This window comes from Streptomyces phaeofaciens (assembly GCF_014648915.1).
Taxonomy (GTDB): Bacteria; Actinomycetota; Actinomycetes; order Streptomycetales; family Streptomycetaceae; genus Streptomyces; species Streptomyces phaeofaciens.
Genome location: NZ_BMSA01000001.1, coordinates 90,589 through 104,245, shown reverse-complemented (window position 1 = coordinate 104,245; position 13,657 = coordinate 90,589). Strand labels below are relative to the sequence as shown.

Below are 13,657 nucleotides of genomic sequence, written 5' to 3'. Positions count from 1 at the left end.
CGACGCGCACGCGGCAGGGCCCTGTCACGTCCATCCGCGGTAGCCGCCGTCCACCCGGATCGCGTCGATCCCGCTGATGTGCCGGGCCCCGCAGCGGTCCTGCGGCAGGACGAGCTGGGGGCCGGCGAGGTCCAGCGGGGTGTCGTCGATGGAGACGGCGAGCAGGACGGGCGCGCGGCCGAAGTCCGGGTCCACCTCCGCCCAGGACAGCAGGGCGTGATGGCCGTCCGCGCCGGTCACCGCGATGAGGAAGCGCAGACGGTCCTTGCGGCGGGCGGGGTCGAAACCGGGACCGGCGTCGGCGAGCACGTCGTGCAGCAGCGGCCCGGTGAAGCGGTGGCGCCGGGTGCCGCTGGTGGCGCACTCGAAGCTCACCGCGACCTGCCGCTGGGGCCAGGCGCGCAGGTCGGCGACGGTCAGCCGGGCCAGATCACCGGTGAGGACGACCTGTGCCGCGGTGCCGGCGGCCGCGAGGGACTGGGTCACGGGCTACCACCTCCCGGGTGACCGTACCCGGGCCGGGCGTCCGTACAAACGCACATACCAACCTAGTGCGCCCATGATCCGGCTCATGCGATGCGACAAGGGACTTACGCCTCGCATATGCGGCAGTATGCTCGGTGCATGCACACCTACCGGATCGGTGAAGCGGCCGCCCTACTGGGCGTCAGCGCGGACACCGTGCGGCGCCTCGTCGACAGCGGGAAGCTGCACGCCGATCGCGAGGAGTCGGGCCGCCGCATCATCCCCGGGGCGGCCCTGGCGGCCTTCGCCCGGCGGATGCACCGGCCGGACCGGGCGGGCGCCGGCTCCTCGGCGCGCAACCGCCTCCCCGGCATCGTCACCGAGGTGCGGCTGGGGGACGTCTCCGCGCAGGTGGAGATCCAGGCCGGGCCGTTCCGGGTGGTGTCCCTGGTCAGCCGGGAGTCGGCCGAGGAGCTGGCGCTGGAGCTCGGCGTCCCGGCGGTCGCAGTGATCAAGTCGACCAATGTGGTCGTCGAAAGACCCTGAACCGTTTCGTGAGTTCGTGAGTTCGTGAGAAGGAGTAGATCCGTGATGACCCGTTCCGTGCGCCGGACCCGCCGCACCCGCCGCACCCTCCAGGTGGCCGGTGCCGGAGCCGCCGCGCTGCTGGCCCTGAGCGCCTGCTCCTCCGACGACTCCGCGTCGTCCGGCTCCGACTCCTCGGCGTCGGCCACCGCCTCGGACAAGCTGTCCGGCGAGGTGACCGTCTTCGCCGCCGCCTCGCTGAAGGAGAGCTTCACGACGCTGGGCGAGGAGTTCGAGAAGGCCCACCCCGGGACGAAGGTGACCTTCAACTTCGGCGGCAGCGACTCCCTCGCCGCGAGCATCACCGGTGGTGCCCCGGCCGATGTGTTCGCCTCGGCCAGCCCCAAGACGATGAAGATCGTCACCGACGCGGGGGGCGCCTCCGGCACCCCCGCCACCTTCGTCCGCAACCAGCTGGAGATCGCCACCCTGCCGGGCAACCCCGACAAGATCGCCTCCCTGAAGGACCTCACCAAGTCCGGCCTGAAGGTCGTGCTGTGCGACAAGGAGGTGCCGTGCGGGGCCGCCGCGCAGAAGGCCCTCGACGCGAGCGGGCTGAAGCTGACCCCGGTCTCCTACGAGCAGGACGTCAAGGCCGCCCTCACCAAGGTCGAGCTGAAGGAGGCCGACGCGGCCGTCGTCTACAAGACCGATGTGAACGCCGCGGGTGACAAGGTGGAGGGCGTGGACTTCCCCGAGTCGGCCGACGCCGTCAACGACTACCCGATCGCCCTGCTCAAGGACTCGCAGAACACCGAGGCCGCCCAGGCGTTCATCACGCTGGTGCAGTCCGCCGAGGGACAGAAGGTCCTGACCGAGGCCGGGTTCCTCAAGCCGTGACGTCCCCGCACGACACGTCCGCCGCCGTGCCCGACACCCTCACGGGCGGGCCACGGCGCGGACGGGTCCGCACCCGCGCGGCCCGCGGCGCACCGCTCCCGCTGCTCCTGCCCGCGCTGCTGGGGCTGGCGTTCCTGGTGCTGCCGCTGGTCGCGCTGCTGGTGCGCACCCCCTGGAGCAGCCTGTCGGACCAGCTGACCAGTCCCGAGGTGTGGCAGGCGCTGCGGCTGTCCCTGCTCTGCGCCACCGCGGCCACCGCGGTGAGCCTGGTGCTCGGGGTGCCCCTGGCCTGGCTGCTGGCCCGGGTCGACTTCCCCGGCCGCGGCCTGGTACGGGCCCTCGTCACCCTGCCGCTCGTGCTGCCCCCGGTGGTGGGCGGTGTGGCGCTGCTGATGGCGCTCGGCCGCAACGGCGTCGTCGGGAAGTGGCTGGACGCGTGGTTCGGGATCACCCTGCCGTTCACCACCACCGGGGTCGTGATCGCCGAGGCCTTCGTCGCCATGCCGTTCCTCGTCATCAGCGTCGAGGGCACCCTACGGGCCACCGACCCGCGCTACGAGGAGGCGGCCGCGACCCTGGGCGCCTCCCGGTTCACCGCGTTCCGCCGGGTCACGCTCCCCCTGATCGCGCCGGGCATCGCGGCGGGCGCCGTGCTGGCCTGGGCGCGGGCGCTGGGCGAGTTCGGGGCGACGATCACCTTCGCCGGCAACTTCCCCGGCCGTACCCAGACCATGCCGCTGGCCGTCTATCTGGCCCTCCAGAGCGATCCGGAGGCGGCGATCGCCCTCAGCCTGGTGCTGCTGGCCGTGTCCATCGCCGTACTGGCCGGGCTGCGCGACCGCTGGATGACGGCCTCATGAGCACCGCACGGGACAGCTCCACGCGAGACGATCTTCCCATGACCGCCCTCGGTACCCCGGGCCTCGACGCCCGTCTCGTCGTCGACCGCGGCATTTTCCGCCTCGACGTGGCCCTCACCGCCGGGCCCGGTGACGTCGTCGCCCTGCTCGGCCCCAACGGCGCGGGCAAGACCACCGCGCTGCGCGCCCTCGCCGGTCTCGTCCCGCTCACCGACGGCCATCTGCGGCTGGACGGCGCGGCGTTGGAGCGCACCCCGCCGGAGTCCCGGCCGGTCGGCGTCGTCTTCCAGGACTACCTGCTCTTCCCGCATCTCACCGCCCTCGACAACGTGGCCTTCGGGCCGCGCTGCCAGGGCGTGGGCAAGGCGGAGGCCCGCGCCCTGGCCGCCGCGTGGCTGGAGCGGATGGGTCTGGCCGAGCACGCGGGCGCCAGGCCCCGCCGGCTCTCCGGCGGCCAGGCCCAGCGCGTCGCCCTCGCCCGGGCGCTGGCCACCCGGCCCCGGCTGCTGCTGCTCGACGAGCCGCTGGCGGCGCTGGACGCCCGCACCCGGCTGGACGTGCGGGCCCAGCTCCGCCGTCATCTGGCCGAGTTCGAGGCCGTCGCCGTCCTGGTCACCCATGATCCGCTCGACGCGATGGTGCTCGCCGACCGGCTGGTCGTCGTCGAGGACGGCAGGACCGTCCAGGAGGGCACCCCGGCCGACATCGCCCGCCATCCGCGCACCGACTACATCGCCCGGCTCGTCGGCCTGAACCTCTACCAGGGCCGGGCCGACGGCCACACCGTGCGTCTGGACGCCGGGCCGAGCCTCACCACGACGGAGGTGCTGACCGGTCCGGTGTTCGTGGCGTTCCCGCCGAGCGCGGTCACCCTCCACCGCGAGCGCCCCACCGGCACCAGCGCCCGGAATCTCTGGCACTGCGAGGTGGCGGGCCTGGAGACCCACGGCGACCAGATCCGCGCCGACCTCACGGGCGAACTGCCGCTGGCCGCCGATCTCACGACGGTCGCCGCCGCCGAACTCGGTCTGCACCCCGGCACCCGGGTCTGGGCGACCGTCAAGGCCGCCCAGACCCACGCCTACCCCGTCTGAGCGGGGACTCAGCGCACCTGGGGCACGGCTCCGGGGCGGCGGTGGACGTACAGGGGCGGGGTCACGCCGGCGTCGGGGTCGGTCAGGGCGCGGACTACGTGGTGGTCGGGCGAGAGCGCGCACGCCGGGTCGGTGCGGGCGGCGTCGCCGGTGAGGGCGTACGCCTGGCAGCGGCAGCCGCCGAAGTCCTCCTCCCGGCGGGGGCACGTGCCGCAGGGGCCGGTCATCCAGGCGGTGCCGCGGTAGCGGGCGAACGCCGGGGAGCGGTCCCAGATCCAGTCGAGGGGACGGTCGCGGACGTTGGGCGGGTCGAGGTCGGGCAGGGACGCGGCGGCCGGGCAGGGCAGGGCCGTGCCGTCGGGGGTGACGGTGAGGGAGACCGCTCCCCAGCCGCCCATGCAGGGCTTGGCGATCCCGTCGAAGTAGTCGGGGACGACCCAGACCAGTTCGACACGGCCCGCGAGCCGCTCCCGGTGGTGTTCGACGGTCTCCCGGGCGCGGGCCAGCTGCTCGCGGGTGGGCAGCAGCGCGGCCCGGTTGAGCAGACCCCAGCCGTAGAACTGGGTGTTGGCCAGCTCGATGCGGTCCACGCCCCAGGACTCGCCCAGCTCGACGAGGGCGCCGACCGTGTCGAGATTGTCGCGGTGCAGCACCACGTTGAGGCCGAGCGGGAGTCCCGCCCGGCGGACCAGGGCCGCGGCCCGTTCCTTGGCGGCGAACGAGGACGGGCGTCCGGCGATCCGGTCGTTGGCGGCGGCCTCGGCGTGCTGGACGGAGAGCTGCACACTGCGCAGCCCGGCCGCACGCAGCGCGCTCAGCCGGTCCTCGTCGAGGCCGGTGCCGCTGGTCACCAGCTGGGTGTAGACGCCGGCCCCCTCGGCGGCGGCGACGATCCGTTCCAGGTCGGGCCTGAGCAGCGGCTCGCCGCCGGAGAGATGGGTGTGGACGACGCCCAGGTCGGCGGCCTGCCGCAGGACGTCCGCCCACTCGGCGGCGGTCAGTTCGGCCGAACGCCGGGCCAGCTCCAGCGGGTTGGAGCAGTACGGGCAGTGCAGCGGGCAGGCGTGGGTGAGTTCGGCGAGCAGCGCCCAGGGGCGGGGCGGCTCGGGCGAGGCGGCGGCGGGGCGGGGAACGGTCATGTGAGCCAGCCCTCCCGGCGCAGCCGGTCGAGGAAGGACGGGACGTCGTCGGCGACCGGGGCGCCCGGGTAGCGCTCGGCCAGCGTGTCGACGATCCCGGGCACGGTGCGGGTGCCGTCGCACAGCCCGACGATCTGTCCGGCGTGGCCCTCCAGGACGACGACGCGTTCGGGCAGGACCAGCAGGTCCGTGTCGCGCACCCGGTCGTGGCGCAGCATCAGGGCGGGGGCGAGGGCGGGGCGCCAGGGGTCGCCGGGCACGGCCGTCATCCCTGCCCGCGCCAGGGGCGCAGGTCCTGCTCGGGGCCGCCGGCCGCGGTGCGGGGCAGCGGCCGTGACGGACGTCGTCCGCCGGACGCCGACGGGCCGGTGCGCCAGGGACGGGCGTCCGGCTGCGGCCGGGTGTCCGGCTCCGGCTGCCCGTGCCGCACCTGATGGTCCCGCGGTTCCGGGTGGTCGTTCCGCCAGGGCCGCACGTCCACCACCGGCCTGTCGTCGGACGCCTGTCCCCGCTGCACGGCGTCCAGCAGGGCCCACAGGACGTCGCACTTGAAGGCGAGCGCGGCCAGGGCCCGTTCCTGGTCCCCCCGGGTGCGCGCCCACTCCAGGACGAGGGCGAGGGCCTCGGTGCTGTCGCGCCGGCCCTGGTCGACGCGGGTGCGGAAGTAGGCGAGCCCGTCCGGCGCGATCCAGTCGTAGTGGCGTTCGAAGGCGCCGATGCGCCGCCGCATCAGGCCGGGTGCGGTCAGTTCGGTGAGCGAGGCGGCGACGGCCTCCAGCGGCGGGCGCAGCCGGCAGAAGTTGACGTAGCCCTCGACGGCGAGGCGTACGCCGGGCAGCACGGAGTCGCCCGCCAGCAGGGTGTCGCGGTCCAGGCCGGCCGCCTCGCCGAGCCGCAGCCAGCGCTCGATGCCGCCCTCGCCTTCACCGCGTCCGTCGTGGTCCTCGATCCGGCGCAGCCACATGCGCCGCAGTCGCGGGGAGTCGAGTTTGGCGGTGATCAGCGCGTCCTTGACGGGGATGTGGCGCTGGTAGTGGAAGCGGTTGGCGATCCAGGTGCGGACCTCGGTCCGGTCGAGGTCGCCCTCGTGCATCCGGACGTTGAAGGGGTGACGGTCGTGGTAGCGCTCCTGGGCCACCGTGCGCAGGCGGTCCTCGAACTCGGTGGGGGGCCAGGGTTCTGTCAGGGGGGCGAGTGCCGTGGTCACAGCTCGATCACCATCTCGTCGTCGGCCACCTCGATGCCCAGCCGGGCGAGCCGCTTGTGCTGGTCCGCGGCGGGGTCGACGAGGGGGTTGGTGTTGTTGAGGTGGGTGTAGAGGCAGCGGGCGGACAGCGTGGCGAGGATGCCGGCGGTGCCGCCCGGCCCGTCGATGGGCAGATGGCCCATGCCGGTGGCGGTGCGGGAGGAGATGCCGGTGCGGCGTGGTTCCTCGTCGTCCCAGAAGGTGCCGTCGACGATGACGCAGTCGGCCTCGGCGGCGACCCGGTGCAGCGCGTCGGACCAGGCGGCCACGGCGGGGGCGTAGACCGCCGACCGGCCGGTGGCCGGGTCGTACAGGCGCAGGGCGACGACCCAGGCGTCGTCCCCGTCGGTCTCGGGGGCGTCGGCGGCGTACCGGGGGCGTTTCGCGGAGACGGGGACGGCGCTGATTCGCAGACTGCGGTCGGGCCGGCCGAAGGTCGCGGAGGTGAGCGACCGCGCGCCGTGGCACGGCAGGTCCCGCCAGGTCAGCGTGGTGTAGGGGCCCAGGACGGCGCCGAGGCGCAGGCGTTCGTCGAGGGCGCGGCGGACCGGGGCGGTGGCGTGGATCTCCAGGGCGTCGGCCTCGCGCAGCCGTGCGATGCCCAGGGTGTGGTCGAGTTCGGCGTCGGTGAGGACGACCCCGGCGATCGGGGTGCGGCGGGGTTCGGGGCCGGGGTGGAGTGCGGGATGGGCCTCGATCTGGTCGCCGATGTCGGGGGTCGCGTTGACGAGGTACCAGCGGCCGTCGTCCGTACGGACCGCGAGCGATGCGTGCCGGCGGCGCCGCTCGGGATGCGCGCGTGCCCCGGAACATCCGGGGCACGCGCAGTTCCACTGCGGGACGCCGCCGCCGGCCGCGGTGCCGAGCACACGCAGCAGCATGGCGGCCTGCTAGCGGGCGGAGAGGGAGTAGGCGGTGACCTCCAGCGCGGTGTCGACGACGGTGTAGCCGGGCGTCTGCCAGACACCCGGGTCGGTGTGCTGCGTCGTGGTCGCGGCCGGCTGCTGCGTCCGTTCGGTGGTCTCGTTCATGGTGCGTACCTTTCTCTCGGGTTCACCCCTGCGTGAGGAGGGGAGTCGAAGGGGCCGGAGCGGTCACTCGACGGTGACCTTGAGGATGCTGTCCTTGTCGACGCCGTTGTCGCTGGAGCCGAGCCACAGCTCGTCGGCGCCGGGGACCTTGGCCAGGGCCCGCAGCCGGCCGTACACGCCGTCGTAGTACGACGTCGCGGTCCCGACGCCGGTGCCGGTGCTGTCGATCGGCACGGCCCACAGCCGCCGGCCGAGCAGCGTCGAGACGTAGACGACGTCGCCGGCGATGGCGAGCTGGGCGGGTACGCCGCCCTGGGCCGGGTTCCAGACCTTCTTCGGGTCCGTCATACCCGCCTGGGCGCAGGAGCCCTCGCAGGTGGGCCAGCCGTAGTTCTTGCCCGCACCGATCAGGTTGAGCTCGTCCCAGGTGGACTCGCCGATCTCGGTCTCCCACAGCCTGCCCCGGGAGTCCCAGGCCAGGCCCTGGGGGTTGCGGTGGCCCAGGCTGTAGACCCGGGTGCCGAACGGGTTGCCGGGGGCCGCCGCACCGCTCTTGGTGATCCGCAGGATCTTCCCGTTGAGCGAGTTCACGTCCTGCGCCAGGGACTTCTGGAGGGCGTCGCCGGTGGTGACGTACAGATGGCCGTCCGGGCCGAAGGCGATCGTGCCGCCGTTGTGGCCGCCGCCCCGGGCGATACCGCCGAGGACGACGGTGTAGCCGCTCAGCGAGGTGCCGTCGAAGCGCATCTTCACGACTCTGGTCTCGTCGGCGGCCGTGTGGAGGAAGAACACGTCGTGGTCCGTGGTGCCGTTCCAGGTCGGCGAGGGGGCGACGCCCAGCAGACCGCCGTTGTCCGCCACCGGACCGGCGACGCCGGCGACGGTGTTCGGCACCGTGCCCACCGGCCTCCTGACGCCGTCGCGGCCCAGGACCGACACCGTGAAGCTGTGGCGCTCGGTCACCAGCGCGCTCCGCCCGTCGGGCAGGAAGCCGATGCCCCACGGCCTCGTCCAACCGGCGGACAGGACCGAGACGCCCGACGGCACACCGGTTCCCCGGGATCCGGCGGCGGCCGTGGCCGGCGGGAGGAGGCAGGCGCCGAGGAGGACCGTGGCGGCGACGGTCACCGCCGTTCCCGGTCGGGTCACTCGACGCGGCGCCGGACGCGCGAGGCGGGGCATTCGGTGGCCCTTCCTTTCGTGGGGTGGATCGGCCGGACGCGGGTGCGCGGGCCGCCGACCGGCCGCGCTCGCGCCGGGGTCCTTGCGGTGGTCCTCGGTTTCCGGCGAGGTCACTTCTTGACGGTGACCTTGAGAATGCGGTCCTTGCCGACACCGCCGTCGGTCGTCCCGAGCCAGAGGGTGTCCGCGCCCGGCACCTTGGTGAGTGCCCGCAGCCGGCCGTAGCTGTTGGTGTAGTACGACGTCGCGGTCCCGACGCCCTTGCCGGTGCTGTCGATCGGCATGGCCCACAGGCGCTGGCCGAGCAGGGTCGTGACGTAGACGACGTCGCCGGCGATGGCGAGCTGGGCGGGTACGCCGCCCTGGGCCGGGTTCCAGACCTTCTTCGGGTTCGTCATGCCCGCCTGGGCGCAGGAGCCCTCGCAGGTGGGCCAGCCGTAGTTGGCGCCCGCGCCGATCAGGTTGAGCTCGTCCCAGGTGGACTCGCCGATCTCGGTCTCCCACAGCCTGCCCCGGGAGTCCCACGCGAGGCCCTGGGGGTTGCGATGGCCCAGGCTGTAGACCCGGGTGCCGAACGGGTTGCCGGGGGCCGCCGCACCGCTCTTGGTGATCCGCAGGATCTTCCCGTTGAGCGAGTTCTTGTCCTGGGCGAGCTTGCGCTGGAGGGCGTCGCCGACGGAGACGTACAGATAGCCGTCCGGGCCGAAGGCGATCTTGCCGCCGTTGTGGTCGCCGCCCCGGGTGATACCGCCGAGGACGACGGTGTAGCCGCTCAGCGAGGTGCCGTCGAAGCGCATCTTCACGACGCGGATCTCGGTGGCGGCCGTGTGGACGAAGAACACGTCCTGGTCCGTGGTGCCGTTCCAGGTCGGCGAGGGGGCCACGCCCAGCAGACCGCCGCTGCCCACCGCGGTGGTGCCCAGGGAGGGGGAGGGGTAGACGGTGTTCGGCACCGTGCCGACCTTCTTCTTGGCGCCGTCCGACCCTTGCAGCCACACCGTGGAGCTCTGGCGCTCGGTGACCAGCGCGCGCTTCCCGTCGGGGAGGAAGGTGATGGCCCACGGCCTCGTCCAACCGGCGGACAGGACCGAGACGCCCGTCGGCGCACCGGCTGCCCGGGGTTCCTCGGCGGCGGTCGCCGGCTGGAGGAAGCAGGCACCGAGGAGAGCGGTGGCGGCCGTGATCACGGCCGTGCCCGGACGGATCCGGTGCAGCGCCGAGCGCGCCGAGGGTGACATGGTGAGGCCTTTCGTTTCGTGGGGTGTTTCGTGGGGTGTTTCGCGGAGGGAGCGGGAAAACCCGCCGATTCCGGGAGCAGGTCGGCATGCGCCGCCGCGTCGGACGGAGCCGGCTCGAGGGAGGAGGGTCTAGTGCCCGGGGGCCGGCGCGGACGGGAGCGCCCCGGCGGCCGCGGCGGCGTCGGCCGCGGCGACGGTGGTGTCCGCGACGGTGATGTCCGCGACGGTGATGTCGGCGGCGGTCGCGCCCCGGGCCGGACGGACTCGTATCGGCGCCGAACGCGCCAGACGCGCCAGACCTGCCATGGTGCGGCCCTTCCGGTGGTGGGGGGGGGACAGCCGGCTCAACCGCGAGAGCACATCGCGTTCGCCGCCGCGTCGGACACGGCCGACACCAAGGAGTATTGACACCGGCCCTGCCCCCGGCCACCTGGAATCACCCATCCTGCTGACGAGCCGTCGGCTGAGCGGCGCGACGGTCGGCGGCCGGCCGCCCCCGGTTCCCCGCCCACGATTCCCGCCTCCGGCCCGGCGCGGTCGATCATCAGGCGTGCCCACGACAAGAAAGCGGGTGTCAATGCCATGACAAGGGAGGGAAGGGGGCAGGATCCGCGCACATGGGAACCAACGGAATACGTATCCAGATACGTGTTTCTACTGAGGCCCGCGTCCCCACCGGCCGTCTACGTTCGGGGAGTCGGGGACACGAACGGTATTGAGGGGACTGAGTGGAAGGCAATACCCGAGAGAACCTGGGGAGCTGGGTGACGCTCCTGGTGGCGGGAAGTCTGCTGGCCGGGTGTTCGGCGCAGCCGGACGACGCCGAGGCGTCCGGACCGAGCCGCTCGCCCTCCGCCACCGCCTCCCCGGGACCCGGCGCGGCCCCTTCCGGCGCTTCCACCGCCGACTCCGTCTTCACCCCCGACGCCTCGCTGGTGCCCAAGACCGCCCGGGCCGGGCGGAGTCTGGCCGACGCCGTGGTCTTCACACCGGACGACTGGGGCCGCGGCTTCGTCGCCCAGACCCCCGCCCAGAGCGCCGCGGGCACCTGGCCCGTGCTGGGCGAGGACTGCCGCTGGCAGCGGGAGAAGCTCCCCGCCGGCGTCCTGGCCGCCCTGTCCCGGTACAGCGTGCTGAACGGCGCCGAAGGCGAGGGCGCCGTCAAGGTGACGGCCGCGGCCACCGTGCACGCCTCCGCCCTCGGCGCCGACCAGCAGCTCGCCACCACGCTCGAGGAGGTCCTGCGCTGCCCGGACCAGCAGCCCCGGGACGGTGAGCGGATCACCGGCCTGAACTCGGTCGGCACGCCCTTCGGCGCCCGCGAGCAGAACTACGCCGACGACTCCGTCATCGAGATCGGCAGCTACACCGAGCGGGGCGGCGCGGCCCAGCCGTACCGATGGACGGTCGCCCGGCTGGGCACGGTCGTCGTGGCCGTCTCCGTGACGGGCTCGAAGGACCACACCCAGGACGAGCTCAACCAGTTGGGCAGCGACGCCCTCGCCCGGATGCTGGAGCGCGTCCGGCAGCAGCTGAAGGGGAAGTGATGGAACCGCTGCGCACCTCCGACCCCGCCCTGCTGGCCGGCCACCGGCTCCTCGGACGCCTCGGCGCGGGCGGCATGGGTGTGGTGTACCTGGCCCGCTCGGCCGGCGGCGCCCTGGTCGCGCTGAAGGTGATCCAGGCGGAGTACGCCGAGGACACCGATTTCCGGGAGCGTTTCCGGCGCGAGGCGGACACCGCCCGGCGGATGACCAGCCCCTGGGTGGCCGCCCTCGTCGACGCGGACCCGGAGGCCGAACAGCCCTGGCTGTCCACCGTCTTCGTGCCGGGCCCCTCCCTCGCCGAGGCCGTCGCCACGCACGGGCCGCTGCCGGTACGGAGTCTGCGCGCCCTGGGCGCCCGGCTCGCGCACGCCCTGCGGGACCTGCACGCGGCCGGTCTCGTGCACCGGGACGTCAAGCCGGGCAACGTCCTGCTCGCGCCGGACGGACCCCGGCTGATCGACTTCGGGGTGGCCCGTGCCCCGGAGGACACCTCGCTCACCTCGACCGGTGTCGTCGTCGGCACCCCCGGCTTCCTGCCCCCGGAACAGACACGGGGCGGGCGGGAGCTGGGACCGGCCGGCGACGTCTTCTCCCTGGGCTGCGTCCTGGCCCACGCGGCCACCGGACGGCCTCCGTTCGGCACCGGTACGGCGGAGGCGCTGCTGTACCGCACGGTGCACGACGCGCCCGATCTGGACGGGCTTCCCGGGGAACTGGCCGAGGCGGTGGGCGGCTGCCTGGAGAAGGACCCCGCGCTGCGGCCGACCGCCGACGCCCTCGCCACGGCCCTCATGGCCCCGGCACCCGGCACACCGCCCGCGACACCGCCCGACCCCCGGGAGGCACTGCGGGCGATCCGCCCCGAGGGCGGCACACCCGCCGGCCGGAAGCCCGACGACGGACAGCCCGAGGACCACGCATCCGAGGACCGCACGCCCGAGCACCGCCTGCCTGAGGACCGCACGCCCGGGGACCGCGCACCCGAGCACCGCCCGCCCGGGGACCGCGCACCCGAGCACCACACGCCCGAGGACCGCGCACCCGCCGACCGGCAGCCCGACGACCAACTTCCCGACGACGAGGCCTGGTTGCCCGAGTCGTTGGTCCGGCTGATCGCCGAGCGGTCGGCCGCCGGTCTCGCGCTGCCCGGCATCGACGACACCGAGATCGACCCCGCGTCCGCACCGGCTCCCGGTCCGCCGCCCGGCGGTGGCCTGCGCAGACGTCGTTTCCTGCTGCTGGCCGGTGGCGCGGCGGCCGTGGCGGCCGGTGGCGGCGCGGCGGCCTGGGCGGTGCTCTCGGACGACGGCGACAAGGCGGACGGCGCCGCGGGCACGGCCGGGAAGCCGGTGCACACCATCGGCCTGCACGCCGACCTGAGCGGTGACCAGAAGGCGGTCGGCCGGGCACAGGAGCGCGGACTGCGGCTCGCGGTCGAGGAGTTCAACGCGGCCGCGAACCGGCCGTTCACCCTCGCCGTACGGACCGTGGACGACGGCGGCGACCGGGACCGGGCTCCCGCCGCGGCCAAGGAGCTGGTCGCCGACCGTTCCGTGCTGGCGGTGATCGGCCCCACCACGGACGCCACGGCCCTCGCCACACTGGCGACGTACGACGCCGCCTCGCTGCCCGTGCTCGCGGTGTCGCCCGGCGGCAGTGTGCTGGGGGCGATGGGCAGCCGCTCCTTCCTGCACGCCCGGGTGACGGACACGATCATGCCGTTCTATCTGAACGCGTATCTGCGCGGCACCGCGAAGTCACGGACCGTCGGGATCATCGACGACCGGGCGGCGGACGCCTACGCCTGGGAGATCAGCAGCACCCTCGCCGGGATTCTGCGCAAGGACCGGCAGCCGGCCGTACCGAAGGTGGTCAGCGCGCTGCGCACCGACTTCGGGCCCACCCTCGACGCCCTCGCCGACGGGGGCGCGGACTCCGTCGTCTTCGCCGGCTACCACGACCGGGCCGCGCTGCTGGCCCGCGAACTGACGAGCCGTGACTTCACCGGGGCCAGGGCCGCCGCGCAGGGGGTGCTCGACGCCCGGTTCCTGTCCGCGGCCGGGGACGCGGCCGAGGGCTGGGTGATCGTCGCCCCGGTCTTGGACGCCTCCGTGGCACCCGAGGCCAAGGCGTTCGCGGCCGCGTACCGCAAGCGGTTCGACACCGAGCCGGAGCGGTACGCCGTGGAGACGTACGACGTGGCCCGGCTGACCGTGACGTGCCTGCGGTCCCTGGCCGCGGGGAAGGCGGACCGCCAGAACCTGACGACGGCGCTGCGCTCGGCGAGCTACCGGGGCATCACCAAGAACTTCGCGTTCGACAAGACCACCGGGACGCTGGTCATCGACGGCACGGGCGTCCATCTGTGGAAGGTCGTCGGCGGCCGGTTCGCGTACCAGGGCGTGGCCTCGTTCCAGGTGTCCACCTGAG

General features: G+C 73.9%; 14 protein-coding genes and 1 pseudogene. 6 read left to right on the top strand and 9 right to left on the bottom strand.

All coding sequences use genetic code 11. The features are described 5' to 3' along the window. Positions 1-24 precede the first annotated feature (24 nt). Entirely contained in the window at positions 25-486 is a 462-nt protein-coding gene (locus IE275_RS00440) for a molybdopterin-dependent oxidoreductase (RefSeq protein WP_189706194.1), read from the bottom strand. Positions 487-624: 138 nt separating this feature from the next. On the opposite strand from IE275_RS00440, the gene IE275_RS00435 reads away from it, so the two are divergent. Genes IE275_RS00435 through IE275_RS00420 form a run of 4 tightly spaced genes read left to right on the top strand, consistent with a single transcriptional unit; the run spans position 625 to position 3,844 of the window. Beyond that, the gene (locus IE275_RS00435) at positions 625-1,011 is read left to right on the top strand and encodes a TOBE domain-containing protein (protein WP_189706192.1); all 387 of its coding nucleotides are present in this window, start codon (positions 625-627) and stop codon (positions 1,009-1,011) included. Positions 1,012-1,056: 45 nt separating this feature from the next. Continuing rightward, positions 1,057-1,890: a molybdate ABC transporter substrate-binding protein gene (gene modA / locus IE275_RS00430; RefSeq protein WP_189706190.1), complete on the top strand. Its 834-nt coding sequence runs from the start codon at positions 1,057-1,059 to the stop codon at positions 1,888-1,890. Next, positions 1,887-2,750, top strand: coding sequence for an ABC transporter permease (locus tag IE275_RS00425; protein WP_189706188.1), 864 nt, complete (start codon positions 1,887-1,889; stop codon positions 2,748-2,750). The genes modA and IE275_RS00425 overlap by 4 nt, the downstream gene beginning before the upstream one ends. Positions 2,751-2,788: 38 nt before the next feature. After that, complete coding sequence (locus IE275_RS00420; protein WP_189706186.1) at positions 2,789-3,844, top strand: ABC transporter ATP-binding protein; 1,056 nt, start codon at positions 2,789-2,791, stop codon at positions 3,842-3,844. Positions 3,845-3,852: 8 nt separating this feature from the next. Here the strand turns inward: IE275_RS00420 and pqqE are convergent, their stop codons facing one another. The 8 genes and pseudogenes from pqqE to IE275_RS00380 form a co-directional block, all read right to left on the bottom strand. Then, positions 3,853-4,983: a pyrroloquinoline quinone biosynthesis protein PqqE gene (gene pqqE, locus IE275_RS00415; RefSeq protein WP_189706184.1), complete on the bottom strand. Its 1,131-nt coding sequence runs from the start codon at positions 4,981-4,983 to the stop codon at positions 3,853-3,855. Then, on the bottom strand, positions 4,980-5,243 hold the full coding sequence (gene pqqD, locus IE275_RS00410) for a pyrroloquinoline quinone biosynthesis peptide chaperone PqqD (protein WP_268255243.1): 264 nt from the start codon (positions 5,241-5,243) through the stop codon (positions 4,980-4,982). The genes pqqE and pqqD overlap by 4 nt, the downstream gene beginning before the upstream one ends. A gap of 233 nt (positions 5,244-5,476) precedes the next feature. Continuing rightward, a pseudogene (gene pqqC / locus IE275_RS00405) lies at positions 5,477-6,190 on the bottom strand (pyrroloquinoline-quinone synthase PqqC); the annotation flags it as partial. Continuing rightward, positions 6,187-7,110 carry a pyrroloquinoline quinone biosynthesis protein PqqB gene (gene pqqB / locus IE275_RS00400; protein ID WP_189706180.1) on the bottom strand — a complete coding sequence of 308 codons (924 nt, stop codon included), beginning with the start codon at positions 7,108-7,110 and terminating at the stop codon, positions 6,187-6,189. The gene pqqB and the pseudogene pqqC, both read right to left, overlap by 4 nt. A 9-nt stretch (positions 7,111-7,119) precedes the next feature. Further along, on the bottom strand, positions 7,120-7,260 hold the full coding sequence (gene pqqA / locus IE275_RS00395) for a pyrroloquinoline quinone precursor peptide PqqA (protein ID WP_189706178.1): 141 nt from the start codon (positions 7,258-7,260) through the stop codon (positions 7,120-7,122). 63 nt (positions 7,261-7,323) lie between these two features. Continuing rightward, entirely contained in the window at positions 7,324-8,442 is a 1,119-nt protein-coding gene (locus IE275_RS00390; protein ID WP_189706176.1) for a PQQ-dependent sugar dehydrogenase, read from the bottom strand. 110 nt (positions 8,443-8,552) lie between these two features. After that, the gene (locus IE275_RS00385) at positions 8,553-9,680 is read right to left on the bottom strand and encodes a PQQ-dependent sugar dehydrogenase (RefSeq protein WP_189706175.1); all 1,128 of its coding nucleotides are present in this window, start codon (positions 9,678-9,680) and stop codon (positions 8,553-8,555) included. Positions 9,681-9,809: 129 nt separating this feature from the next. Next, positions 9,810-9,986 carry a hypothetical protein gene (locus IE275_RS00380; RefSeq protein WP_189706173.1) on the bottom strand — a complete coding sequence of 59 codons (177 nt, stop codon included), beginning with the start codon at positions 9,984-9,986 and terminating at the stop codon, positions 9,810-9,812. A gap of 458 nt (positions 9,987-10,444) precedes the next feature. On the opposite strand from IE275_RS00380, the gene IE275_RS00375 reads away from it, so the two are divergent. Both IE275_RS00375 and IE275_RS00370 read left to right on the top strand, forming a co-directional pair. Then, positions 10,445-11,227, top strand: a complete 783-nt coding sequence (locus IE275_RS00375) for a hypothetical protein (RefSeq protein ID WP_189706171.1) — start codon at positions 10,445-10,447, stop codon at positions 11,225-11,227. After that, positions 11,227-13,656 carry a bifunctional serine/threonine-protein kinase/ABC transporter substrate-binding protein gene (locus tag IE275_RS00370; protein WP_189706169.1) on the top strand — a complete coding sequence of 810 codons (2,430 nt, stop codon included), beginning with the start codon at positions 11,227-11,229 and terminating at the stop codon, positions 13,654-13,656. Before IE275_RS00375 ends, IE275_RS00370 begins: the two co-directional genes overlap by 1 nt. The last annotated feature ends 1 nt before the right edge of the window (position 13,657 follow it).